The sequence below is a fragment of the Kitasatospora sp. NPDC058162 genome (assembly GCF_042884005.1).
Taxonomy (GTDB): Bacteria; Actinomycetota; Actinomycetes; order Streptomycetales; family Streptomycetaceae; genus Kitasatospora.
Window position 1 is genome coordinate 144,138 of the sequence record NZ_JBHVUS010000017.1, and the last position, 25,809, is coordinate 169,946.

11 protein-coding genes are annotated in these 25,809 nt (G+C 75.3%); 6 read left to right on the top strand and 5 right to left on the bottom strand.

Annotated elements, in window-relative coordinates; genetic code table 11:
* Positions 1 to 10: 10 nt before the first annotated feature.
* Together ACFVXG_RS27315 and ACFVXG_RS27320 are read right to left on the bottom strand one after the other, a co-directional pair.
* The gene (locus tag ACFVXG_RS27315; RefSeq protein ID WP_387931077.1) at positions 11 to 5,179 is read right to left on the bottom strand and encodes a type I polyketide synthase; all 5,169 of its coding nucleotides are present in this window, start codon (positions 5,177 to 5,179) and stop codon (positions 11 to 13) included.
* 4 nt (positions 5,180 to 5,183) lie between these two features.
* Positions 5,184 to 13,820 carry an SDR family NAD(P)-dependent oxidoreductase gene (locus ACFVXG_RS27320; protein WP_387931078.1) on the bottom strand — a complete coding sequence of 2,879 codons (8,637 nt, stop codon included), beginning with the start codon at positions 13,818 to 13,820 and terminating at the stop codon, positions 5,184 to 5,186.
* A 454-nt stretch (positions 13,821 to 14,274) separates the two neighbouring features.
* Between ACFVXG_RS27320 and ccrA the strand changes: the two genes are divergently transcribed.
* The 4 genes from ccrA (at position 14,275) to ACFVXG_RS27340 (ending at position 19,849) form a co-directional block, all read left to right on the top strand.
* Positions 14,275 to 15,624 (top strand): crotonyl-CoA carboxylase/reductase, encoded by a 1,350-nt coding sequence (ccrA, locus tag ACFVXG_RS27325; protein WP_387931079.1) that lies wholly within the window; start codon positions 14,275 to 14,277, stop codon positions 15,622 to 15,624.
* 83 nt (positions 15,625 to 15,707) lie between these two features.
* Positions 15,708 to 16,928, top strand: a complete 1,221-nt coding sequence (locus tag ACFVXG_RS27330) for a cytochrome P450 (protein ID WP_387931080.1) — start codon at positions 15,708 to 15,710, stop codon at positions 16,926 to 16,928.
* A gap of 102 nt (positions 16,929 to 17,030) precedes the next feature.
* Complete coding sequence (locus tag ACFVXG_RS27335) at positions 17,031 to 18,836, top strand: fatty acyl-AMP ligase (protein ID WP_387931081.1); 1,806 nt, start codon at positions 17,031 to 17,033, stop codon at positions 18,834 to 18,836.
* Positions 18,833 to 19,849: a beta-ketoacyl-ACP synthase III gene (locus tag ACFVXG_RS27340; protein ID WP_387931082.1), complete on the top strand. Its 1,017-nt coding sequence runs from the start codon at positions 18,833 to 18,835 to the stop codon at positions 19,847 to 19,849. Before ACFVXG_RS27335 ends, ACFVXG_RS27340 begins: the two co-directional genes overlap by 4 nt.
* Positions 19,850 to 19,948: 99 nt before the next feature.
* Here the strand turns inward: ACFVXG_RS27340 and ACFVXG_RS27345 are convergent, their stop codons facing one another.
* Positions 19,949 to 21,208 (bottom strand): hypothetical protein, encoded by a 1,260-nt coding sequence (locus ACFVXG_RS27345; protein WP_387931083.1) that lies wholly within the window; start codon positions 21,206 to 21,208, stop codon positions 19,949 to 19,951.
* A gap of 274 nt (positions 21,209 to 21,482) precedes the next feature.
* Here ACFVXG_RS27345 and ACFVXG_RS27350 point away from each other — a divergent pair, with 274 nt between their 5' ends.
* Positions 21,483 to 22,628, top strand: coding sequence for a glycosyltransferase (locus ACFVXG_RS27350; protein ID WP_387931084.1), 1,146 nt, complete (start codon positions 21,483 to 21,485; stop codon positions 22,626 to 22,628).
* Here ACFVXG_RS27350 and ACFVXG_RS27355 read toward each other — a convergent pair.
* Both ACFVXG_RS27355 and ACFVXG_RS27360 read right to left on the bottom strand, forming a co-directional pair.
* Positions 22,612 to 24,108: a DUF2079 domain-containing protein gene (locus ACFVXG_RS27355; RefSeq protein WP_387931085.1), complete on the bottom strand. Its 1,497-nt coding sequence runs from the start codon at positions 24,106 to 24,108 to the stop codon at positions 22,612 to 22,614. The genes ACFVXG_RS27350 and ACFVXG_RS27355 overlap by 17 nt on opposite strands.
* 181 nt (positions 24,109 to 24,289) lie before the next feature.
* Positions 24,290 to 24,718 (bottom strand): GntR family transcriptional regulator, encoded by a 429-nt coding sequence (locus tag ACFVXG_RS27360; protein WP_387931086.1) that lies wholly within the window; start codon positions 24,716 to 24,718, stop codon positions 24,290 to 24,292.
* 356 nt (positions 24,719 to 25,074) lie between these two features.
* Between ACFVXG_RS27360 and ACFVXG_RS27365 the strand changes: the two genes are divergently transcribed.
* Positions 25,075 to 25,779: a hypothetical protein gene (locus ACFVXG_RS27365; RefSeq protein WP_387931087.1), complete on the top strand. Its 705-nt coding sequence runs from the start codon at positions 25,075 to 25,077 to the stop codon at positions 25,777 to 25,779.
* The last annotated feature ends 30 nt before the right edge of the window (positions 25,780 to 25,809 follow it).

Here is a 25,809-nt window from a genome sequence, read left to right on the forward strand (position 1 = left end):
CGGGCGACGGTCAGGAGATGCCGAGTTCCCGGCCGATGAAGTCGACGAGCTCGTCGTCGCTGGCGGCCGCCAGGCCCGCGCCGAGCGCGGAGCCGTGCCCGGCGCCCACCAGCGCGCCGAGCCGTCGCACCGCCTCGTCGCGGGCGGGGTCGTCCTCCGCCAGGGCGGCGAACAGCCGCTCCAACCGGTCGAGCCCGGCGAGCAGTTCGCCGCCCGTCCCGGCTGGACCTGCCGGCGTCGGCAGGTCCAGCCGGGCCAGCAGCTGCTCGGCCAGGGCCTGCGGCGTCGGATGGTCGAACACCAGGGTCGCCGGCAGCCGCAGACCGGTCAGCCGGCCCAGGCGGTTGCGCAGTTCGACCGTGGCGATGGAGTCGAAGCCCTGGTCGCGGAAGCCCCGGTGGGCGGCGACGGTGTCGCCGTCCGCCCGGCCGAGCACGGCGGCGGACTCCGTACGGACCCGGCGCAGCAGCTCCCGGGCGCGGTCCGCCGCCGCCAGCGGGGTCAGCTCCGCCCGTAGCCCGGCCCCCGGATCCGTACCGCTCGCCGCCCCCGCGCCGCCGTCCTCGGGGTCGGCGGCCGGGAGGAGCTCGGCGAGCAGCGGATGGGAGCGCACGGCCGCCAGCACCGGCCAGTCCGCCGCCGCGACCAGCAGGTGAGGGGTGCCGTCGGCGAGCACCCGGTCCAGCGCGGCCAGGGCCGTCTCCGGGGCCATCGGCAGGTAGCCGTGCCGACGGCTCTGCCGGGCGGCCTCCGCGTCGGCGATGCCCGCGCCCGCCCACAGGCCCCAGGAGACCGAGGTGGCGGGCAGTCCGGCGGCCCGGCGGTGCAGGGCCAGGGCGTCCAGGTAGGCGTTGCCGGGCGCGTAGTTCCCCTGCCCGGGCAGGCCGGTCACCGCGGCGGCCGAGGAGAACAGCACGAAGGCCTCCAGCTCCAGCCCCCGGGTCAGCTCGTCCAGGTGCCGGGCCCCGAGCGCCTTCACCCGCAGCACCCGGTCCAGCTGCTCCACCGTCAGCGCGCCCAGTGTGGCGTCGTCCAGCACCGCCGCCGTGTGCAGCACCGCCGTTAGTGGGCGGTCCGCCGGGATCTCCGCCAGCAGCCGGGCCACCGCCTCCCGGTCCGCCACGTCCACCGCCGCGAAGCTCACCCCGCCGGCCCCCAGGCCGGTCAGCTCCGCCGCCAGTTCGGCCGCCCCGGGCGCCGCCGCGCCGCGCCGGCCGGCCAGCAGCAGGTGCTCGGCCCCGCGCCGCGCCAGCCAGCGCGCCGCGTGCCCGGCCAGGGCGCCGGAACCGCCGGTGAGCAGGACCGTCCCCCGGGGCGCGGCCAGCGGCACCGGGCCGCGCGGGCGGGTGCCGGGCTCCTCCGGGGCTGCGCCTGCGCCTGTGCCTGCGCTTGCGGCTGCGGCTGCGGCTGCCGCGACGGCCGGGCCGTCCGCCGGAGCCGGGACCACCCGCCGGGCGAACAGGCCCTCGGCCCGCACCGCGAGCTCCGCCTCTGGGCCACCCGCGAGCAGCGCCCGCACCGCGCGGGCGGCGGCCCGGCCGCCCGGCTCCTCGGGCAGGTCGATCAGGCCACCCCACTGGGGGGTCTCGGCGGCGGCGACCACCCCGAGGCCCCACACCAGCGCGCCGGCCGGATCGGCCACCGGGTCGCCGGGCCCGGTGGCGGCCGCGCCCGTGGTCACCGACCACAGCGGGGCGTCGAACCCGGCCGCCTCCAGGGCCTGGAGCAGCGCCAAGGTCCCGGCCAGGCCGCCCGGCACCGCCGGACGGCCCTCGAGCGGCGCGGAGACCAGCGACAGCAGGGACAGCACCCCGGTGACCGGACCGCCCGGGTCCGCGGCATCGGCCGCGCCCAGGCGGCTGAGCACCGCCTGGGTGCCGAGCACCGCCGCCGTCGCCCGGTCCACCGCTACGCCGTTCGAGTGGTACGGGGCGTCAGCCGTCCCCGGCCGACCGCCGACGGCCAGCCGTGCGGTGAACTCGGCCCGGTCCGCCCCCGGTGCCACCTCGACCCGCCCGACCGCCGCGCCGGCCCGCCGCAGCGCGTCCTCCAGCAGCTCCCGCCAGAGCGAGACCCGCTCGGCCTCGTCCGCGTCCTGCCGCGCCGCCTCGGGCAGCACCAGCAGCCAGCGACCGGCCGGGCCCGTCGGCTCGCCTTCCGCGACCCGACGCCAGACCACCCGGTGCCGCCAGCCGTCGATCTCCTCGTCCCGCTCGCGTGCCGCCCGCCAACCGGCCAGTGACGGCAGCAGCGTGCCGAGCGCCGACCGCTGCGCCTCGTCGTCGACCCGGAGCAGCTCGGCCAGCGTCCCGGCGTCCTGCCGGGCGACCGTGGACCAGAAACCGTCCTCGCCGGGTACGGCCGCCGCGCCGCCGCCGTCCTCCGGGGGCGCGGACCAGTACCGCTCGTGCTGGAAGGCGTAGGTGGGGAGGACGTCCGCGGAGCCTCGGACCCCGCCCAGCAGTGCTGTCCAGTCCACCGGGGTGCCCCGGGTGTAGACCGTGCCGAGGGCGGTGAGCAGGGTCTGCGCCTCGGGCCGGTCGCGACGGAGCAGCGCGGCCACCGCGGGCTCGGCCCGGGCGTCATCCGAGCCGTCGGGGGTGTCAGAGGTGTCCGAGGTGTCCAGGGCCTCCGGTTCATCGGCCAGGGCCGCTCTGGTGAGCGCGGCGAGGACGCCGTCCGGGCCGAGCTCGAGGAAGCCCGTGACGCCGTCGGCCGCCAGTCCGCGGGCCGCGTCCAGGTAGCGGACCGCCTGCCGGGCGTGCGCGGTCCAGTGCTCGGGGGTCAACGGGCGCTGGGCGTCGTAGAGTTCGCCGTCGAGGGCGGAGCGGATCGGGATCCGCGGCGGGTGGTGCGGCAGGGTGGCGGCGATCCGGCCGAACTCGGCGGTGATCGGGTCCATCAGCGGGGAGTGGAAGGCGTGGCTGGTCCGCAGCCGGCTGAACCGGTGGCCGAGCGCCCGGAACCGTTCCCGCAGCTCCCGCACCGCCCGCTCCTCGCCCGAGACCACCGTCGAGCCCGGGGCGTTGACCGCGGCCACGGCCACCACGCCGTCCACGGCGGCGAGTTCGGCCAGCACCAGGCTCTCGTCGGCCTCCACCGCCAGCATCGCGCCGCCTTCGGGCAGCGCGTCCATCAGCCGGGCCCGCGCGGCGACCAGGGTGACCGCGTCCGGCAGGGTGAGCACCTGGGCGGCGTGCGCGGCCGTGATCTCACCGATCGAGTGCCCGGCGAGCCGGTCGGGCCGGACGCCCCAGGACTCCAACAGCCGGAAGAGCGCGGTCTGCAGGGCGAAGAGGGCGGGTTGGGTGTAGGCGGTGCGGTCCAGCAGGCGGGCCTCGGCGGTGCCGGGGCGGGCGAAGAGCACGTCGCGCAGCGGATGCCGGAGGTGCGGCTCGAAGGCCGCGGTCACCTCGTCGAGGGCCGCCGCGAACACCGGGAAGGTGTCGTGGAGTTCGCGCCCCGCGCCGGGGCGCTGGCTGCCCTGGCCGGTGAAGAGGAAGGCGGTCCGCCCGCCGGTGACGGCTTCGCCGAGCACGGCCGCGGTGGTGGGTTCGCCCGCGGCGACCGCGGCCAGGGCGGCGCGCAGGCCGGCCGCGTCGGAGCCGGTGACCACGGCGCGGTGGTCGAACGCGGTACGGGTGCCGGCCAGGGCGCGGGCGATGGCCTCGGGGTCGGGGCGGTCGCCGACGGTGTCGAGCAGCCGGCCCGCCTGGGCGCGCAGGGCGGCCGGTGTGCGGGCGGAGATCACCCACGGTACGGACGGGAGGCCGGTGGGGGGCTGCGCGGCGGGGGCGGGCTCCGGGGCCTGTTCGAGGATGAGGTGGGCGTTGGTGCCGCTGATCCCGAAGGAGGAGACACCGGCCCGGCGCGGCCGGTCCAGCTCGGGCCAGGCCCGCTGCTCGGTGAGCAGGGAGACGCCGGCCGCCCAGTCCACGAGCGGTGTGGGCTCCTCCGCGTGCAGGGACCGGGGCAGCACGCCGTGGCGCAGGGCGGCCACCGTCTTGATCACGGCGCCGACCCCGGCGGCGGCCTGCATGTGGCCGACGTTCGACTTGAGCGAGCCCACCCAGAGCGGCTCTCCGGTCCGGCTGCGCCCGTAGGTCTCGACGAGGGCTGCTGCCTCGATCGGGTCGCCCAGCGTGGTGCCGGTGCCGTGCGCCTCCACCGCGTCCACCTCCTCCGCCGTCAGGCCCGAGCGCCGCAACGCCTCCTTGATCACGCGTTGTTGGGCCCGGCCGCTGGGTGCGGTGAGCTGGCTGCTGCGGCCGTCCTGGTTCACCGCGCTGCCGCGGATCACGGCGAGGATCCGGTGCCCGTTGCGCTCGGCCTCCGACAGCCGCTCCAGCACCAGCACCCCGGCGCCCTCGGCCCAGCCCGTCCCGTCGGCGCCGGCCGCGAACGAACGGCAGTGCCCGTCGGGGGAGTTGGCGCCCTGGCGGCTGAAGTCCACGAAGGTCGCGGGGGTGGACATCACGGTGACGCCGCCGGCCAGCGCCAGGGTGCACTCGCCGCTGCGCAGGGCCTGGGCGGCCAGGTGGACGGCCACCAGGGAGGAGGAGCAGGCGGTGTCGACGGTGACTGCCGGGCCCTCCAGGCCGAGGGTGTAGGCGATCCGCCCGGAGACCACGCTGCCCGCGCTGCCGACGACCAGATAGCCCTCCAACTCCTCGGGGGCGCGCCGGAACCGGGAGCCGTAGTCGTGGTACATCACGCCCGCGAACACGCCGGTGCGGGTGCCGCGCAGCTCCGCCGGGCGGATCCCGGCGCGTTCCAGGGACTCCCAGGCGACTTCGAGCAGCAGCCGTTGTTGGGGGTCCATGGCCGCCGCCTCGCGGGGTGAGACGCCGAAGAACTCGGCGTCGAACTGCCCCGCGTCGTAGAGGAATCCGCCCTGGCGGGTGTAGCTGTGGCCGGGTTTGTCGGGGTCGGGGTGGTAGAGCTGCTCGGGCCAGCCGCGGTCGGCCGGGAAGGCGCCGATCGCGTCCCGGCCGTTCGCCACCAACTCCCAGAGTTCCTCGGGGGAGTTCACCCCGCCGGGGAAGCGGCCCGCCATCGACACGATGGCGATCGGCTCGGACTCCCGGGCCTCCAGTTCGTCCAGCCGTCGACGGCTCTGCCGCAGCTCGGTGGTGACGCGCTTGAGGTAGCCGCGCAGCTTCTCCTCCGTCGTGTTCATCGTCTCAGTCCTCCTCGCTGTCGGTGCTGCCGAAGTCGGTGCTGTCGAAGTCGGTGATGCCGAACTCGTCGGCGATCAGGTCGAAGATCTCCTCGTCGGTGGCCGCGTCCAGCCCGGCGCGGTCCGGGTCGAACGGGGCGAGCAGGTCCCGCAGTTCGGCCACCAGCGGGCCCCGCTCGGGCTCGCTCAGCGCGGCCAGGTCCGCGGCCAGCCGGCTCAGGTCGGCGCGGAGCCGGTCGGTGCCGGAGGCGGCCGGTTCGGGGACGGCCGGTTCGGGAGCGAGGACCGCCTGGAGGTGCAGCGCCAGTTCGCCGATGGTCGGATGGTCCAGCAGCAGGGTGGGCGGCAGGCGCAGGCCGGTGTCCGCGTTGATCCGGTTGCGCAGTTCGACCGCGGTCAGCGAGTCCACCCCGAGCTCCAGGAAGCCGCGGTGCTCGCTCAGCGCCCGCGGGGCGTGGCCGAGGACGGCGGCGACCTTCTCGCGCAGGTAGTCGCCGACCAGCGCGGTCCGCGCCTCGGCGGGCTGCCCGGCGAGCCGTTCGGCCAGTCCGGCGACGGCGCGCCGCCCACCATGCGCCCGTACGGTGGCCACGGCCGCCGGCCGGCGGACCAGGGCGCGCAGGATCGCGGCGAGCCCGCCGTCGGCGGCCTGGCCCGCCAGGACGGCGGGGACGGTCGGGGCGGGGACCAGGACGGCGTCCGGCCGGGCGAGCGCGGCCTGGTAGAGGGCGAGCCCGTGCTCGGCCCCGATCGGCGCCAGGCCCAGCCGCTCGAAGCGGGACCGCCCGGTGCCGTCCAGCCGGTCGCCCATCCCGCCGGGGCCGGACCACAGACCCCAGGCCAGGGCGGTGGCGGGCAGGCCGAGCGCGTGCCGGTGCCGGGCCAGGCCGTCCAGGAAGCCGTTGGCCGCCGCGTAGTTGGCCTGGCCGGCGGTGCCGAGCACGGCGGCCACCGAGGAGAACAGGACGAACTGCGCCAGGTCCGCGCTGCCGGTCAGCTCGTGCAGGTGCCAGGCGGAATCGGCCTTGGCCCGCAGCGTCGCGGTCAGGCGCTCGGGGGTGAGCGCGGCGAGGACGCCGTCGTCCAGCACGCCCGCGGTGTGGACCACCGCGGTCAGCGGCCGGTCCGCCGGGATCCGCGCCAGCAGCCCGGCCAGCGCGGCCCGGTCGGCGACGTCGCAGGCGGCGACGGTCGGTTCGGCGCCGAGCGCTGCCAGCTCCGCGAGCAGCTCGGTCGCCCCGGGTGCCTCCGGACCGCGCCGGCTGACCAGCAGCAGCCGCCGGGCTTGCCCGGTCCGCACCAGGTGCCGCGCCAGCAGCGCGCCGAGCGCGCCCGTACCGCCGGTGATCAGCACCGTGCCGTCCGGGTCGAGCGGCCTCAGCCTGGCGCCCGTCGAGCCGCCGTCGTCCGCCCGGACCAGCCTGGGCACCGCCAACCCGCCCTTGCGCAGCGCCACTTCCGGCTCTGCCAGGGTGAGTGCCTGGGGCAGTGCGCGCAGCGACTCCGGGGTGCCGTCCAGGTCGAGCAGGGTCAGCCGCCCCGGGTGCTCGCTGCGCGCCGACCGCACCAGGCCCCACACCGCGGCCGCGGCCGGCGCCTGGGGACCGCCGCCGTCGGCCGCACCCTCGGTGACCACCACCACCCGGGTACCGGCCGTACGGTCGTCCGCCAGGACGGCCTGCAGCGTTGCCAGCACCGACCGGACGGCCGCGTGCGCGGCGCTCAGCGGCTCGTCGGAACCGGTCGGCGCGCGGACCAGCAGGACGTCCGGCGCCTCGCCCTCGGCGGGCGGGAGCGGGTCGGCCACCTCGCGGACGGCCGCTCCCGTCGCCCGCAGGGCGGCCGCCAGCTCGGGGGCGTCCAGGACGGCCACCGAGCCCACCGGCGTCGGTGTCGCGGGCGCGGCCGGCTGCCAGTCGACCCGCAGGAGGTCGCGGGCCACCGCCGCCTCCGAACCGCCCAGCCGGGAGGTCTCCACCTCGCGGAGCCTCAGCTCGGCGACGGTGGCGACGACGGCGCCCTCGACGTCGGTCAGCTCCAGCCGGGCACGGTCGGGGCCGGTCGGGATGATCCGGGCCCGGGCCGCCGTCGCGGGGGAGCCCTCGCCGAGCTCCACCCCGGACCAGGAGAACGGCAGTGCGATCCGGCCGGACCCCTGGTCGCCGTGCCCCTTCACCAGCGGGTGCAGGGCGGCGTCGAACAGCGCGGGGTGGAGCAGGAACCCGGTCGGATCGACCTCCGCCGGGAGCCGGAGCTCGGCGTACGACTCCGCGCCGCGTCGGCCGGTCGCGGTCACCGCCCGGAAGGCGGGCCCGTAGCCGTAGCCCTCGGCGGCGAGTTCGGCGTAGAAGCGCTCAACCGAAGCCGAGGCTGCGGCCGGGGCGTCGGCCGGGGGTTCCGGCGACGGGCGGTGCGAGGGTTCGGCCGAGGGGGCCGCCAGCGTGCCGGAGGCGTGCCGGATCCACGGCTCGCCCGGGTCGGTGTCGGCCCGGCGGGAGTGCACGGTCACCCGGCGGCTGCCCGCCTCGTCGGCGGGGCCGACGACCACCTGGAGCCGCAGCGCGCCCTGCTCGGGCAGCACGGCCGGAGCCTCCAGGGTGAACTCCTCCAGGGTGCTGAGCCGTACCGACTCGCCCGCCCGCAGGGCCAGTTCGACCAGGGCGGTGCCGGGCAGCAGGACCGTCCCGGCGATGGCGTGGTCGGCCGCCCACGGATGGGTACGGGTGGACACCAGGCCGGTCAGCACCGCCCCACCGCCGTCGGCGAGTTCGACCTCGGCCGAGAGCAGCGGATGCCCGGTGGCACCGGTCGTCCCGGCCGCCGCCGGAGCCGGCGCGTCCAGCCAGTACCGGCGGCGCTCGAACGGGTAGACGGGCAGCTCGACGGGCGTCAGCGGAGGTCCGAGCAGCACCGGCCAGTCCACCTCGCCGCCGTCGACGTACAGCGCGGCGAGCGCCGCCAGCAGCCCGGCCACCTCGGGGCGGTCGCGCCGCAGGGTCGGGACGGCCACGGCCGTCTCGCCCTCGGCGGCGAGCGCGTCCGCCGCCAGCGTGGCGAGCACCGCGTCGGGCCCGATCTCGACGTACCGCCGGACCCCGGCCGCCCGCAGCGCCGTCAGGCCGTCGTGGAACCGCACGGCCTCGCGGGCGTGCCGCACCCAGTACTCCGGATCGGTCAGTTCACCGGGCGCCGCGAGCCGACCAGTGACGGTCGAGACCACCGGCAACTGCGGTTCCGCGTAGGCGATCCGCTCGGCGACCTGGCGGAACTCCGCGAGCATCGGCTCCATCAGCGGGGAGTGGAAGGCGTGGCCGACCCGCAGCCGGGCCGCCCGACGGCCACGGCCCCGCCAGCGGGCCACGACCTCCTCCACCGCGTCCAGGTCGCCGGAGACCACGGTGGAGCGCGGGCCGTTCACGGCCGCCACCGCGATCCGGCCGGGCGGGCCCGCCGGCTCCGCCAGGGAAGCCTCGACCTCCCCGGCCGGTGCCTCGATCGCGGCCATCGCACCGCCCTCGGGCAGCGCGTCCATCAGGGCGCCACGGGCCGCGACCAGCGTGGCCGCGTCGTCGAGCGACAGGACGCCGGCCAGGTGCGCGGCCGCGAGCTCGCCGATGGAGTGTCCGATCAGCAGGTCCGGCGCGGGCACCAGGGTGCGGACGAGTCGGAAGAGCGCGGTCTGCAGGGCGAACAGGGAGGGTTGGGTGTACGCGGTGCGGTCGAGCAGCTGCGCGTCGGGGCTGCCGGGCGGGGCGAGGAGCACCTCGCGCAGGGGGCGTCGCAGATGGGGGTCGAAGGCGGCGCTGACCTCGTCGAGGGCGGCGGCGAACACGGGGAAGGTCCGGTACAACTCGATTCCCGCTCCTGGCCGTTGGCTGCCCTGGCCGGTGAACAGGAAGGCGGTCCGCCCGGCGGCGCCCGCTTCGCCGAGGACGGCCGCGGTGGTGGGCTCGCCGGCCGCGACCGCGGTCAGGGCGGTCCGCAGGCCGTCCGCGTCGGTGCCGGTCACGACGGCTCGGTGGGCGAACACGGTACGGGTGCCGGCCAGCGCGCGGGCGACGGCGTCGACGTCGGGGTCCTCGCCGAGGGTTCCGAGCAGTCGGCCCGCCTGGGCGCGCAGGGCCGTCGCCGAACGGGCGGACAGCAGCCAGGGCAGCATGGGCAGTCCGGTGCCCGGTTGGGCTTCCGTGGCGGCGGGCTCCGGGGCCTGTTCGAGGATGAGGTGGGCGTTGGTGCCGCTGATCCCGAAGGAGGAGATGCCGGCCCGGCGCGGCCGGTCCAGCTCGGGCCAGGCCCGTTGCTCGGTGAGCAGGGAGACCCCGGAGTCCCAGTCGACCAGGGCCGAGGGCTGATCGACGTGCAGGGACTGCGGCAGCACGCCGTGGCGCAGGGCCGAGACCGTCTTGATGACCGCTCCCACTCCGGCGGCGGCCTGCATGTGGCCGACGTTCGACTTGAGCGAGCCCACCCAGAGCGGCTCTCCGGTCCGGCTGCGCCCGTAGGTCTCGACGAGGGCTGCTGCCTCGATCGGGTCGCCCAGCGTGGTGCCGGTGCCGTGCGCCTCCACCGCGTCCACCTCCTCCGCCGTCAGGCCGGAACGCCGCAACGCCTCGGCGATCACCCGCTGTTGGGCGCGGCCGTTGGGCGCCGTGAGGCCGTTGGAGGCGCCGTCGGAGTTGACGGCGCTGCTGCGGATCACGGCGAGCACCCGGTGCCCGTTGCGCTGGGCGTCGGACAGCCGCTCCAGCACCAGCACGCCCACGCCCTCGGCCCAACCCGTCCCGTCGGCGCCGGCCGCGAAGGGCTTGCAGCGGCCGTCGGGGGCCAGGCCGCGTTGGCGGCTGAACTCGGTGAACATTCCGGGGGTGGACATCACGGTGGCGCCGCCGGCCAGCGCCAGGGTGCACTCCCCGCTGCGCAGGGCCTGGGCGGCCAGGTGGACGGCCACCAGGGAGGAGGAGCAGGCTGTGTCGATGGTGACCGCCGGCCCTTCCAGGCCGAGGGTGTAGGCGATCCGGCCGGAGGCCAGGCTGACGGTGCTCCCGGTCAGCAGGTGGCCCTCGTGACCGGGCGCGGGCTCGTGCAGCCTTGGGCCGTAGTCGAGTTGGGTGAGGCCCGCGTACACGCCGGTGCGGGTGCCGCGCAGTTCGGCGGGGCGGATCCCGGCGCGTTCCAGGGATTCCCAGGCGACTTCGAGCAGCAGGCGCTGCTGGGGGTCCATGGCTGCTGCCTCGCGGGGTGAGATGCCGAAGAACTCGGCGTCGAACTGCCCTGCGTCGTAGAGGAATCCGCCCTGACGGGTGTAGCTGTGGCCGGGTTTGTCGGGGTCGGGGTGGTAGAGCTGCTCGGGCCAGCCGCGGTCGGCCGGGAAGGCGCCGATCGCGTCCCGGCCGTTCGCCACCAACTCCCAGAGTTTCTCGGGGGAGTTCACCCCGCCCGGGAAGCGGCCCGCCATCGACACGATGGCGATCGGCTCCTCGGCGGCGGCCCGGGGCTCCTCCGGCGGCTCGGCGCCCTGCTGCTGGTCTTCGGCGAGGCGGTCGGCGAGGCGGTCGGTGAGGTGGTCGGCCACCGCCCGCGGGGTCGGGCGGTCGAAGGTGAGGGTGGCGGGCAGGTCGCGCCCGGTGGCGGCGCTGAGGCGTTCGGTGAACTCGACCGCGCCGATGGAGTCCAGGCCGAGGTCCCGGAACGTCCGGTCGGCGTCCACCCGTTCGACGTCCCGGTGACCGAGCACGGCGGCGACGGCGGCCAGCACCTGCGGCAGCCCGGCGGCCCTGCCCGTCCGTGGTGCGGCCGGCGCCTGCGGCTCGGGGGCAGCGGCGGGTACGGCCAGGCGGGCGGGTGCCTCGGTGGTCCGTGGCGGGGTGGTGAAGTCGGTGAACCAGTGCGGCTCGCGCTGGAAGGCGTACGTGGGCAGCGTCGTCCGGGCGCCGCCACCCCGCCCGACGACGGCGGACCAGTCGAACTCCACACCGTGGACGTGCAGTTCGGCGAGGGAGCGGAGCAGCTCCGCCGGTTCCGAGGCGCCGCCGTGCAGCAGCGGGACGACGGGGTGGCGGCGGCCTCCGTCGGCGGAGGGCCGGGCCGCGAGGGCCTGCCGGGTGAGCGAGGCGAGCACCCGGCCGGGCCCGACCTCGGCGTAGGCGGCCGCGCCCACTTCGGCGAGGGTGAGCACGCCCTGGTGGAAGCGGACCGGCCGGCGGATCTGCTCGGCCCAGTAGTCGGCGGAGCTCAAGTCCCCGGCGCCCGCGACCCGTCCGGTCACCTCGGAGACGACGGTGAGCCGCGGCGGGTGGAAGCGCAGCCCGGCGGCGATCCGCCGGAACTCCGCCACCGCGCTGTCCATGTGGGCCGAGTGGAAGGCGTGGCTGACCCGCAACTGCCGTGTCCGCCTGCCCAGTTCGGAGAAGTGGGCGGCGAGTTCGGCGACCGCTCCGGCGTCCCCGGAGAGCACCACGGCGTCGGGGCCGTTGACCGCCGCGAGCGACACCCGCCCGTGGTGGGCGGCGAGCAGCGGGGCGACTTCGTCGGCGCCGGCCTGGACGGCGGTCATCACGCCGTCGGCGCGCGCGGCCTGCATCAGCCGACCACGGGCGGTGACCAGGACGGCGGCGTCGGCGAGGTCGAGGACCCCGGCGGCGTGCGCGGCGCCGATCGCGCCGACGGAGTGGCCGAGCACGAACGCGGGCCGCAGGCCGCGCTGTTCGGCGAGCCGGTGGACGGCGGTCGCCAGCGCGAACAGTGCGGGTTGGGTGTACTCGGTGCGGTCGAGCAGCGCCGCCCCGGGGGAGCCCGGCTCGGCGAACAGCACCTCGCGCAGCGGCCGGTCGAGGTGGGGGTCGAGCGCGGCGGTGACGTCGTCCAGGGCGGCCGCGAACTCCGGTACCAACCGGTACAGTTCGCGACCGGCGGCGGCCTGCTGGCTGCCCTGGCCGGAGAACAGCAGGGCGAGGCCGCCGACCGGCCCGGCCGGCCCGGTCCCGAGGACGGCCCGGGGGTCCGCGGCGCCGTCCGCCAGGGCGCGGAGGCCTTCCAGCAGATCGGCGCGGTGCTCGCCGAGCAGCACGGCCCGGTGCCGGAAGTGGGTCCGGGTGGTCGCCAGCGCCTCGGCGAGCGCCGCCGGGTCGAACTCAGGGTCAACGTCCGGTCCGGCGTCGGGATCGGCGCCCGGCCGGGCGGACAGGTGCTCGGCCAGCCGGGCGGCCTGGGCGCGCAGCGCGGCCTCGGTGCGACCCGACAGCGGCCAGGCCAACCCGCCCGCCCGGGAGCCCGGTCCGGCCGCGCCCACCGGCTCCGCAGCGGACGGCGGCACGGTCAGCAGCACATGGCAGTTGGCGCCGCCCATCCCGAAGGAGCTGACGCCCGCGACCGGCGGGCGCGCCGGGTCGGGCCACGGCGTGAGGGCGTCGGGCACCCGCAGCCCGAGGCGGTCGAGCGGGATGCGCGGATGGGGGGTGCGGTGGTTCAGGGTGGCCGGGACCTGCCGGTGCCGGAGGCTGAGCACGGCCTTGAGGAAGCCGACGATCCCGGCCGCGCCCTCCAGGTGGCCGACGTTGCTCTTGGCCGAGCCGACCAGCAGGGCGCCGCTTCTCAGCCGGTCCTCGTCGGCGTCCGGGTCCCTGTCCACGCCCCTGTGGCCGCCCTCACCCCGGTAGGCCGCGCCGAGCGCCGCCGCCTCGACCGGGTCGCCGACCGGGGTGCCGGTGCCGTGCAGTTCGACGTACTGGACGTCCGCCGCGTCGACACCGGCCTGCCGGAGCGTCCGTCGGATCAGCTGCCGCTGGGCTCCGGCGTCGGGCACCGTGAGGCCTTCGGCCGCGCCGCCGTGGTTGGTCTCGCTGGCGAGGATCACCGCGTGCACCGGATCGCCGTCGGCGCGGGCCCGGTCGAGCCGCTTGAGCAGGACCAGGCCGCCGCCCTCGCCGCGGGCGTAGCCGTCGGCCCGGGCGTCCAGCGGGTAGCTGCGGCCGTCCGCCGAGAGTCCGCCGAACTCCCGGGCCTCGACGGTGCTTCCGGAGTCCAGGATGAGGTTGACGCCGCCGGCCAGGGCCAGCTCGCAGTCACCGTCGCGGACGGCCCGGTGGGCGAGGTGGAGGGCGACCAGGGCGGAGGACTGGGCGGTGTCGACGGTGAGGCTGGGGCCGTGCAGGCCGAGGGTGTAGGAGATCCGGTTGGCGAGCAGGCCGTGGGCGAGTCCGGTGAGGGTGTGCCGGGAGGGCGGCGGCGCGTCCGGTCCGTGCCGGAGCAGCCGGTAGTCGTGGGCCATCGCGCCGACGAAGACGCCGGTGCGGCTGCCGTGCAGCCTGGCGGGCGGGATCCCGGCGTGTTCCAGGGCCTCCCAGCCGAGTTCGAGCAGCAGCCGCTGCTGCGGGTCGGTCTCGGCGGCCTCGCGCGGGGAGAGGCCGAAGAAGTCGGCGTCGAAGCGGTCGACGTGGTCGAGGTAGCCGGCGGGCGGCAGATCGGGGTCGAGTCCGCGGTGGGCGGCGGGGCGGCCGATCGCGCTGCGGCCCTCGGCGAGCAGGGCCCAGAAGGAGTCCGGGGAGGGAGCGCCGGGCAGCCGGCAGGCCAGGCCGACCACGGCGACCGCGTTCGGCGGCAGCTCCGGTGTCGCAGGGGCGGGGTGCTGGTCCTGGCGCGTCATGGTGGGAGTGGCACCCCTTCTGGAGTGAATCGGGTTTCTGTACGCGGGCTGCGCAAGCTGCGCGGGCCGTGCGTGCCGCACGGAAAAGAGCGGAGCGGTATCGCGGCCGGCTCCCCGGGGATTCGGTGGGAATCCCCTCGCCGGGTTCCGTCGATTCCGCCTCGAGTTCGGTGCGGGAATTGCGCACCGTGCCCGTTCGGAGCGGTGCGCGTCCTGGAAGTATCGGCGTCCGCCGGTTTTCCGGTCCACCCCTATCTATCGGGCCGGAATGCCCGTCCAGCCCGGGGTCCCGGGCGGGCTCCGCCCCAAGGCGAACAGCCTTGACCTGCGTATTCGTCCCCCGACGGCGGTGCGGAGCGTTAGGGGTTCCCGACCCGGATGGTGCGCGCGTAGCGTCGGAGACGGCCATGGGGAAGTTCCGGACGGCCACTTCGTGCTGGTGAGGGGAATTCAGGTGGATGAGCTGACCGAGGCGGTCCTGCGGGGCGCGCCGCCGGAGGAGTTGGCGGGTCTTGCGTTGCCGCAGGATTACACCGCCGCGCATTTGCGACAGGAAGATGTCCCGATGTTTCGGGGTGTTGCGGACAAGGACGTCCGCCGCTCCCTGCACGTCGGCCGGGTGCCGCTGCCGGAGCTCGCCCCGGACGAGGTGGTGGTGGCGGTGATGGCCAGTTCGGTCAACTACAACACGGTCTGGTCCGCGACCTTCGAGCCGGTGTCGACCTTCGGCGCGCTCAAGCGCTTCGCCCGTGCGGGCGGGTACGCCGCGCGGCACGACCAGCCGTACCAGGTGATCGGCTCGGACGCCGCGGGAGTGATCGTCCGTACCGGAGCCGGGGTGCGCCGCTGGAAGGTCGGCGACCACGTCGCGGTGAGCACCGCGGTGGTGGACGACCAGGACCCGGTGACGCACGCCGACGGCATGCTCGGCGCGGACCAGAAGGCCTGGGGCTACGAGACCAACTTCGGCGGGCTGGCGCACTACACGGTGGTGCGGGCCAGCCAGTTGGTGGCCAAGCCGCGGCACCTGAGCTGGGAGGAGACGGCGAGCATCCCGCTCTGCGGGGGGACGGCGTACCGGATGCTGGTCAGTGACCGCGGGGCCCGGATCAAGCAGGGCGACGTGGTGCTGATCTGGGGTGCCAGCGGTGGACTGGGCGCCTTCGCCGTGCAGTTGGTGAAGAACGGCGGCGGCATCCCGGTCGGGGTGGTGAACTCGGAGCGCAAGGCGGAGCTGGTGCGCCGGCTGGGCTGCGACGTGGTGATCAACCGGGAGGAGATCGGGATCGGCCGGGCTCCCGAGTCCGCCGACGAGACGGTGGAGCTGGCGAAGCGGCTGGGTCGGGCGATCCGGCAGCAGGTCGGCGAGGACCCCCACGTCGTCTTCGACCACGTCGGAAGGGCGACCTTCGGGATCTCGGTGATCGTGGCCCGACGCGGCGGGACGGTGGTCACCTGCGGCTCCAGCACCGGCTACCAGCACACCTTCGACAACCGCTACTTCTGGATGAACCTCAAGCGCATCATCGGCAGTCACGGCATGAACCTGGGCGAGGCCGACGAGATGATGCGGCTCTACCGGCTCGGGCTGCTGGCCCCGGTGGTGTCCCGGGTGTACCCGCTGGAGGAGGTCGGCGAGGCCGCCCGGCTGGTGCAGACCAACGGCCACACCGGCAAGGTGGGCGTGCTCTGCCTCGCCGACCGTCCGGGCCTCGGCGTCACCGACCCGGCGACCAGGGCCCGGCTCGGCGAGGACTTCCTGAGCCCGCTGGCCGAGGAGCGCCGGCCCGCCCTGGTCGGCTGACCGCTGACCGCGGCCCCGCCCACGCGCCCGGCCGGGTCCCCGTCCCCGTTCTCCGCCCTCCGCCGCCGTCCGAGGAGTCATGGATGACCCCGCAAGCCGTCCCCGTCGGCATCGACGTGTTCGACCCGGACCAGTACGTGCCCACCCCGCCCCACCACGACTTCGCCGTGCTCCGCAGCCAGGCCCCGGCGTACCGCCAGCGCGACCCCCAACTGCCCGCCGGCCACTGGGCGGTGACCAGACACGCGGACGTGTCCTGGATCGCCCGCAAGCCCGAGCTGTTCTCCTCCCAGCTGGCCGGCGCCCAGCCGATGGAGTACGACGAGGTGGCCATCGGCATGCAGCGGATGATGATGATCAACCAGGACGCGCCGCAGCACGCCCGGGTCCGCAGCCTGGTCAACCGCGGGTTCACCCCGCGCATGGTGGAGCAGCTGCGGGACCGGATCGCCGCCGAGTGCGAACGGATCGTGGACGAGGCGCTGCGCGCCGGCGGGGGCGACTTCGTCGAACTGGTCGCCGCCGAGCTGCCGTTGGTGGTGATCGCGGAGCTGATGGGGGTGCCCCGGGAGCAGCGGCACCGGCTGTTCGCCTGGTCGAAGGGGGTGGCCGGGGAGGCCGACCCGGACTCGGGCGGCGCGGTGGGGGCACGGGCGGCCGCGCAGGAGATGGCGCAGTACGCGGCGGTGCTGGGCGCGGAGCGCCGCGGCTGCCCGGTGGGTGACATCGTCTCCCGGCTGGTCAGCAGCGACGCGGACGGCAACCAGTTGACCGAGAGCGAGTTCCAGGCGTTCTTCGTGCTGCTCGCGGTGGCGGGCAACGAGACCACCCGGTACGCGATCGCGGGCGGGGTGCAGGCCCTGATGGCGCACCCGGAGCAGTGGGCGCGGCTGAAGGCGGACCCGTCGCTGGTGGCCACCGCGGCGGAGGAGATCGTCCGCTGGGAGACCCCGACCAAGGTGTTCCGGCGGACGGCCGTGACCGATGTGGAGATCGGCGGCCGGCTGATCCGGGCGGGTGACAAGGTCGTGGCGCACCTGACCTCGGCCAACCGCGACGAGGAGGTGTTCGACGACCCGTTCCGCTTCGACGTGGGGCGCGACCCGAACCCGCACCTCGGCTTCGGCGGCGGTGGCCCGCACTTCTGCATCGGGCGCCATCTCGCCCTGCTGGAGGTCGAGTTGATGTTCCGCACGCTGGTGGAGCGGGTGGCCGAGTTCCGGCCGGCCGGCGCCTCCCGGCGGCTGCGCTCCTACCAGTTCCACGGCCTCACTCACCTCCCGGTGCGCCTGGTCGCGGCCTGAGCCCCGAACCGTACCGACGAGCCGTCTGAAGCGCCGTCCGAAGAACCGACCCCGCCCCGTCCGACCCCGCCCGGCCCCAAGCGATATCGAGGGATGCCTGCCATGACCGATTCCGTTCCCGGCGCCGCGCCCGGCGCGCTGCCGAGCCTTCCCGAGGTGCTGGCGCGCCGCAGCGCCGAGCAGCCGGACGAGTTGGCGTACGTGTTCCTGCGCAACGGCGAGGAGATCGCCGAGACCCTGACCTACCGGCAGCTCGACGTCCGGGCGCGGCAGGTCGCGGCGCGGCTGGCCGCGCTCGGGCTGGGCGGGCGGAGCGTGGTGCTGCTGCACCCGTCCGAGCCGGGGTTCGTGTCGGACCTGCTGGGCTGCATGTACGCGGGGGTGGTGGCGGCGCCGGTGCAGGTGCCGTCGCGCGCCCGCGGCCTGGAACGGCTGCGCAGGATCGCCGACGACGCCGGGACGACCGTGGTGCTCACCACGGCGGAGGTGAAGCGGGACCTGGAGGATCGTTTCGGCACACTGCCCCACCTGACCGGGCTGACCCTGCACGACCCGGCCTCCCTCGCCGCCGAGGCCGAGCGGACGGCGCCCGGGGCGGTGGCGGCCTGGCAGCCGCGCCCGATCGGCGCCCAGGAGCCGGCGCTGCTCCAGTACACCTCGGGCTCGACGGGCACGCCGAAGGGGGTGCGGGTGACCCACGCCAACTTCGGCGGAAACGTGGACGAGACCGACCGGCTCTGGCCGTGCCGGGGCGACGCCCGGGTGGTGAACTGGCTCCCGCTCTTCCACGACATGGGGATGCTGTTCGGCGTGGTCCTGCCGCTGTGGGCGGGCATCCCCTCGTACCTGATGACCCCGGACGCGTTCATCCGCCGCCCGGCCCGCTGGCTGGAGGCGATCTCCCGGTTCCGCGGCACCCACGCCGCGGCGCCGAGCTTCGCGTACGAGCTGTGCGCCCGCGCCGTGGCGGAGGGCGAGCTCGCGCCCGGCCTGGACCTGTCCTCCTGGCGGGTGGCCGCGAACGGCGCGGAACCGGTGCGCTGGCAGACGCTCAAGTCCTTCACCGAGGCGCTGGCGCCCGCCGGCTTCCGCCCGGAGGCGATGTGCCCGGGCTACGGCCTGGCCGAGAACACCCTGAAGGCCACCGGCAGTCCGGAGGACCGGGTGCCGACCGTGCTGTGGCTGTCCGCCGAGGAGCTGCGCGCCGGACGGGCGGTCGAGGTGCCCGAGGCCGGGGCGGGCACCGGCGCCGTCGTCCCGAGCATCGGCTGCGGCGGGGTGGTCGGTGACACCCTGCTGCGGATCGTCGACCCGGAGACCCGCGCCACCCGGCCGGACGGCGAGGTCGGCGAGATCTGGGTGAGCGGCCCCTGTGTCGCCGCCGGCTACCACGGTCGGGCGGAGGAGTCCGAGCGGACCTTCCGGGCCCGCCGCGCCGACCGCGCCGAGCGGCGCACCTGGCTGCGCACCGGCGACCTCGGCTTCCGGCACCGGGACGAACTGTTCGTCACCGGCCGGATCAAGGACGTGGTGATCCGCCAGGGCCGCAACTTCTACCCCCAGGACATCGAACTGTCCGCCGAGAACGCCGACCCGGGCCTGCACCCGAACTGCGCGGCGGCGTTCTCCGCCGACGACGGCAGCCGGGAGCGCCTGGTCCTGGTGGTCGAGGCGGACGGCCGGACGCTGCGGGCCGGCGGCGAGCAGCTGCGCGAGCGGATCCGCCGCGCGGTGCACGACAGCCAGCGGCTGGAGGCGGACGAGATCGTGCTGGTGCGCCGCGGTTCGCTGCCGCGCACCTCCAGCGGCAAGGTCCAGCGCCGGGAGACCCGACGCCGTTACCTGGACGGCGAGTTCGGGGCGGCCGGGGCGGCGGCGCCACGCGAACGGGTGGAGGCCGGGCGGTGACCGGGGTGCTGCGGGCCCCCGCGCCGGTCGGCGGCGCGCGGATCCTCGGCGTCGGCGCGTACCGGCCGAGCCGGGTGGTGGACAACCACGAACTGGCCCCGGCCATCGACTCCAGCGACGAGTGGATCCGGCGGCGCTCCGGCATCGCCACCCGCCGCTTCGCCGCGCCGGACGAGACGCTGGTGGAGATGGCCGCGGCGGCCTCCCTGAAGGCGCTCGCCCACGCGGGGGTGCCGCCGGAGTCGGTGGACGCGGTGATCCTGGCGACCATGTCGCACCTGGAGCAGTCGCCGCCCGCCGCGCCCCGCCTGGCGCACCGGATCGGCGCCGCCGGGGCGGGCGCGGTGGACGTGGGCGCGGCCTGCGCCGGGTTCTGCCACGCGCTCGCGCTGGCCGACGGCCTGGTCCGCTCCGGGCACGGCCGCCATGTGGTGGTGGTCGGTGCGGAGCGGATGAGCGACATCGTCGACCCCACCGACCGGGGCACCGCGTTCCTGTTCGGCGACGGCGCCGGCGCGGTGGTGGTCGGCCCCGCGGACACCCCCGGCATCGGCCCGGTGGTGTGGGGCGCGGACGGTTCGGCCTCGGCGGCGATCGCCCACTCGTCCCCGTGGACGGCGCTGCGCCGGTCCGGTCACGCGTCCGATCGTGCTGCGTGGCCGACCCTGCGGATGGACGGTCCGGCGGTCTTCCGCTGGGCCGTGGCGACCGTCCCGCAGATCGGCCGACGGGCCCTGGCGGCGGCCGGGGTGGACGCCGAGGAACTGTCCGCCTTCATCCCGCACCAGGCGAACGTCCGCATCGTCGAGGCCGCGGCGAAGTCACTGTCCCTGCCCGCGCACGTCGCGGTGGCGCGGGACGTCACCGACGCGGGCAACACCTCCGCCGCCTCGGTGCCGCTCGCCATGGACCGCCTGCTCAGCGAGGGCGCCGTCGAACCGGGCGGCCTGGCCCTTCTGGTGGGCTTCGGCGCCGGCCTGTCGTACGCGGGCCAGGTCGTCGTCCTGCCCTGAGGGAGTGCCCGCCGGTCGGTGGCGCGGGCACGAGGACGCCCGTCCCCGGCGCAGCGGCCGGGGACGGGCGTGTCGGTGCGAGCGGTGGGACCGCCGGGGTCAGGAGGTACGGCGGACGTACGGCTCCCAGATCACCTTGATCGACCGCGTCCGCCCGGTGTCACCGGAGTGCTGGTGCTCCTCGACGCCGAACGGCGGGGCGCCGGAGCTCAGTCTGGCGGGCTGGTTGGTGATCGCCGTCCACCCCGGGTTGCCGGTCACGCAGTCCACCGGGGTCGCGCCGTCCGCCGTCGCGAACGTGCAGAAGGTCCGGTACACCGTGCCGTCGGTGGTGATGGTCTCCACCACGATGGCGTTGCCGTGGTCCGCCACAGCCACACCGCAGGCGGGGGCGGCTCCCACGGGGAGTGGGGGCGGGGTCGACCAGCTGGTCAGGTCGGCGTTCGGCCCGTTGAGCGGCGCGCTGCCGACCTGGACGACGCCGTTCTTGACCACGCCGGTGTAGAGCACCATGCCGTGGATCGTCGAGTCGATGGCCATGCACGGGCCGGCGGGGCCGGTGTTGCCGGTCGCTCCGGTGGCACCTGTCGGTCCGGTCGCTCCTGTCGCGCCGGTGTTGCCCGTGGCGCCGGTCGGGCCGGTCGGTCCTGTGGGGCCGGTCGGTCCGGTGGGCCCGGTCGCTCCGGTGTTGCCCATGGCGCCGGTGTTGCCGGTGGCTCCGGTCGGACCCGTCGGTCCGGTGGCTCCTGTCGCGCCCGTGTTGCCGGTAGCTCCGGTGGGGCCGGTCGGACCCGTCGGTCCGGTGGGCCCGGTCGCGCCTGTGTTGCCCTTGGCGCCGGTGTTGCCGGTGGCCCCGGTCGGACCCGTCGGCCCCGTCGGACCGGTCGGCCCCGTCGGGCCGGTGACGCCTTCACCCGCGGGCCCCGTCGGGCCGGTCGGGCCGGTTTCGCCCTCGGGCCCGGTCGGTCCGGTGGGGCCGGTCGGTCCCACGCACACGATCACGTGGTCGTGATGGCCGTGGTGGTCCCCGTCACCGTGCTCGTCGCCACCGCCGTTGCCGTCCTCGCCGCCGCGGAGCGATCGACCCGGGCCGGACTGCCGACCGCCCTCGGGCGGCGGCCCGCCGTCCTCGGGTGACTGCTCGCCGCCCCACTCCTGCCCGTCCGGCGGACAGTGGTCCTCCTCGTGACCCCCGCCCCTCGGCTGGCTCAGCTGCGGCAGGTAGGACTGGATTCCGGCCGCGAACGCGGTGCCGCTGGTCGACATGATGGCCGTGATGAGCAGCGCCGCGCCCGCGGCGCGTTGTTTGCGGCGGTGCGGCACCGCCGGTTTCGGGATCTGCGATCCGCGTGAAGACACCCGGTTCCTCCTCGTTGGTCGGGGACCGGCAGGTCGATCCGGCCCGCCCGGTGACCGCCATTGACTCGGGCGGAGCAGCGGCTTCCGGCGCCGACGGACCGCAATGTCACCGACCCGGCTCACCGTGATCACACGGACGGCCCGAACCCGTTGGCCTGACATCGTGTTGCGCCGAGGGATGCGGGCGGGCCCGCATACCATCGCCAGCGCGATGCGCGCCCGAGTGCGCGCACGACAGGACCCGCAGCCCTCCGCCCCACCCCGAGAGGCCGTTGTGACCCGACCTGACGCCCCCCGCGCCGACGCTCCCCGCCTCGGCGGCCGGAAGCCGACCATCTGCCTGTGCATGATCGTCAAGGACGAGGCGGCGGTCATCGAACGCTGTCTCGCCTCGGTCCGCGATCTCGTCGACACCTGGGTGGTCTCCGACACCGGATCCACCGACGGGACCCAGGAGCTGGTCCGCCGCGCGCTGGCCGGGATCCCCGGCGAGCTGCACGAGGAGCCCTGGACGAACTTCGGCCACAACCGCACGCTCAACATCCGCCACGCCCGCGGCAAGGCCGACTACCTGCTGCTGATCGACGCCGACATGGTGGTCCGGCGGGAGGGCCCGCTCCCCGAGCTGACGGCCGACTCCTACCTGCTGCGCCACGCCGCCGACCTGGAGTACCGGATCAAGCGGCTGGTCCGCGGCACCGTCGACTGGCGCTACGAGGGCTCGACCCACGAGTACCTGACGACGGACCAGCCGGACCGGCCGGCCGAGCTGGACGCGCTGGTCATCGAGCACTTCGCGGACGGCGGCTCCCGGTCCGACAAGTTCGAACGCGACGCCCGGCTGCTGGGGGAGGAGCTGGAGCGCGATCCCGCCAACTCCCGCGCGGTCTTCTACCTCGCCCAGACGATGCGCGACCTCGGACGCACCGCCGAGGCGATCGAGCTGTACCGGCGGCGGGCCGGCATGGGCGGCTGGCCCGAGGAGGTCTACTACGCACTGCTCCAGGTCGGCGTCCTGACCGCCGAGGCCGGTGACTGGCCGTCAGCCATGGACGCCCTGCTGCGCGCCTGGGAGAGCCGCCCGGGACGGCTGGAGGCCTGCTACCAGCTCACCTCCCACCTGCGCCGGATGGGCCGGTACCAGGCCGCCCACGCATTCGCCCGGGCCGGGCTGGACCGCGGCATGCCGAACGACTGGCTGTTCACCGAGCCCTGGGTCTACCGCTGGGGGCTGCTCTTCGAGTACTCGATCACCGCGTACTGGGTCGGTGACGCGCGCGGCTCGCTGGCGGCCTGCGACCGACTGCTCGAGATCGCCGAGCTGCCCCGCCCCTACCGCGAACAGACCGTGGCCAACCGGGAGTTCGCGGAGCAGGCGGTGTCGGCGTCCGGTCCGGGCGTGCTCAGCCGGTCCGGATGAGCAGCACGTAGCCGTCCACGTCGGCGACGTCGCGGTACCCGTGCGCGCGGTGCCAGTTCAGCCGGTTCCGCTCGATCTCGGGCGACAGCGGCCAGCGCTTGTTCCACGGAGTCCGGGTGTCCACCAGGATCCACTGGGAGTCGGGCCGGCTGGGCTCCCAGCCGAAGAGGCCGACGGTGGTGCGGTCCGTGAGCTGGGGCACCAGCAGGGTGGAGGCCTGGACGGTGGCGCCGTCCGGGATGCGGTCCATCAGCCGGCGGGCGACGGCGAGCCGGGGGTCGCTCCGCCAGGTGGACGGCTGGACCAACTGCCAGAACGGGAACTGCGGCAGGAGCAGCAGGCAGACCGCCGCCGCGCCCAGGAGGTGGCGCCGCACGCTGCCCGGCCGGGCGCGCCGGGCGGCCAGGGCCTCGACGAAGGCGGCGAAGGCGATCGGCATCAGCACCAGTGAGTAGTGGTAGCCGGTGCCCCAGTGGAACGCGTTGGTCGAGAAGAACCGCCACACCAGCGTCGGCACCGCGACCCAGGCCAGCGAGGAGCGCAGCGCCAGGAACACCGTGGTGGCCAGCAGGATCAGCAGCGTCGTCGCCTTGACCTCGGGGGTGATCAGACCGACCGTCCCCTTGTACAGCAGGCCCGCCGCCAGGGTGCCCGCGCCCGGCCCGCCGCCCGCGCCGCCGGCGCCCTGGCCGCTGACGTACGACCAGTAGGCGAAGTCCCCGCCCGGGTTGAAGGCCGGCAGGACCACCAGGACGGCCAGCAGCGACCCGGCCACACCGGCCGCGGCCGTGACGAGCCCCAGCCTCCGGTTCCCGCGCCGGACGATCAGCAGGCCGATCACCGCCACCGTCAGCCCGAGGTCCTCCTTCACCAGCAGCAGTGGCAGCGCCCAGCACGCCGCGGCGCGCAACCGGGCCTCGCCGAGCGCGGTCAGCGAGAAGGCCAGCAGCGGCACGGCGAAGGCCACCTCGTGGAAGTCGAAGCCGATCGCGCTGGCGACCCCCCAGGACAGGCCGTAACAGACCCCGATCACCGCGGCGGGCCCCGAACCCAGCCTGCGCCGGGCCCAGAAGACCAGCGGCAGCATCCCGACGGTCACCAGTGCGGCCTGCGCCACGAGCAGCGTGACGGGCGTGCGCCAGACCCAGTAGAACGGGGCCACCAGGGCCAGCACGGGGGAGAAGTGGTCCCCCAGCACGGGGAAGCCGGGCGCCTTCAGCTCGGAGACGGGCAGGTGCCCGTCCGCGTACGAGCGGACCACCTGCTCGAAGATGCCCAGGTCGTAGCTGTTGGAGAGCATCCGCTCATGGATCCGCACGGACAGCGTCGTGTAGACGGCGAAGAGCGCCCCCGCAAGCGCCCAGACCCACCACGCGCTGCCCACGACGGGCGGCAACAGGTACGGCTGGGTGCGCCGCGCCCCGGGGTCGGACTGCCGGGGCGGACGGCTGACGGTGCTGTCGGTGGGGGGCGCCTGCATGATCACACCTTCCGGAAACAGCTGCCGAAGCCGCTGGGAAACCGCTGTCGAAACCGACGCCCAACAAGATGTCAGCAACGCTTCGAGGTCATCGGGGAAGGGATGTCACGCGCAGCGCAGAATCAACCGATTGGCCGCAGGCTCCGGCCCGACGGCTCGGTACGGTCCGGCTGGATCGGCGTCACTGCTGTTCGAGTACGGCTTGAGCGACGTAGGTTCCCTGCGTCCCCGGTCTGATCTCGACGAGGTCTTCTTCGGCGAGGAGGGTGAGGGCTTTGCCGACCGTGTCGATCCCGACCCCGTAGGCGGTCGCGAGGGCCTTCCGCCCCGGCATCCGCCCGCTCAGGCGGCCGGCCCGGATGCGCTCGCGCAGGTCCTCGGCCAGGCCGACCCAGGGCGGGCAGCCGGGATCGCCGGGGAGCAGCTGGAGCGGCGGGCGCAGCCTGGTCACTGCGGCTCGCCGGACGAACTGGGCGGTGGACAACGGTACTTGGTACCAGCGGGCGATCTTCCACGCGGGCGGCAGCCGTTCCGTCGACAGGCCCGGGGGAAGCCCTCGGACCAGGCGGGCGGCGAGCTCCTGGTAGCACGGCCGGGGTCGATCCTCCACGATCGGTTGCTCCTTCGTCGTTCAGGGCTGGCCTGGAACATGGGAACCCGGCCGGGCCGAAAGAAAGTTGACGGCGGGGCAACGGAAGTGAATCACTTCGGGTGCTGGAATTGACCGCTCGGGTGAATATCGCGGGGACTTTCGAAATCCGACCTCCGGGCGAAGGTGTGTGCTTTGACGGCGAAGGTGAACTCGGCTGCGCGATTTCGCAAGAACTCCCTTTTCCTGGCCTAGCGTTGATCACAGGCCGCCCCGATCGGGCGGTTAATCGAAGGAGTTTCAGGAAACCAATGCGTACTCGTTTTTGTACCGCAGCAATAGCGGCCGGCCTGCTGGGCGCCGTGGCGCTCCCGGCCGTGGACGCCCTGGCCGCCGATACCGTGCCGCCGACGTCGAGCGCGAGCCCGTCGCCGAGCTCGTCACCCACAGGGCAAGGGGAGGAGGAGAAGGTTGACAGGGAGAAGCTGATCGATGGCTTTGTCGCGGAAGTCACCAAAGCCGGGGAGACCTACACGGCGAGGATCTACACCGCCGACAGTGAGCTGGTGATGACGCTGATGGTGCTCAGTGGCAGCGGTAGGGAGGAGAGCGGACAGTACCGCGGTTACACCTTCACCCTGGACGACCGCGGCCGGGTGCATGCGACCAAGAACGGTGGTGGGCCGACGCCGGGCGGTGACAACCCTGGTGGGCAGCCGTCAGGTGGGCCGACGCCGGGTGGCGACAATCCTGGTGGTCAGCCCTCGGGTCAGCCGAAGCCGGGCGGTGACAACCCTTCTGGACAGCCGTCCGGTGCGCCGAAGCCGGGCGGTGACAACCCTGCTGGACAGCCGTCCGGTGCGCCGAAGCCCGGCGGGCAGGGCACCCCCGGCCATGGCGGTGGTGACAAGCAGCAGAGCCCGACCGCGCTGCCGCCCGTCCCCAAGGGCGGCGTCAAGGCCGGCGTGGAGTCCGTCGAGTCCGTCGAATCGCGCGCCGGAATGCTGGCCGGTGGCGTCGGCCTGATCGGCGCCGGTGCGACGGGCATCGCCCTGGTCCTGCGCCGCCGCGACCAGGCCTGATCCCCAGTCCCCGACCTCTCAGTCCCGGCC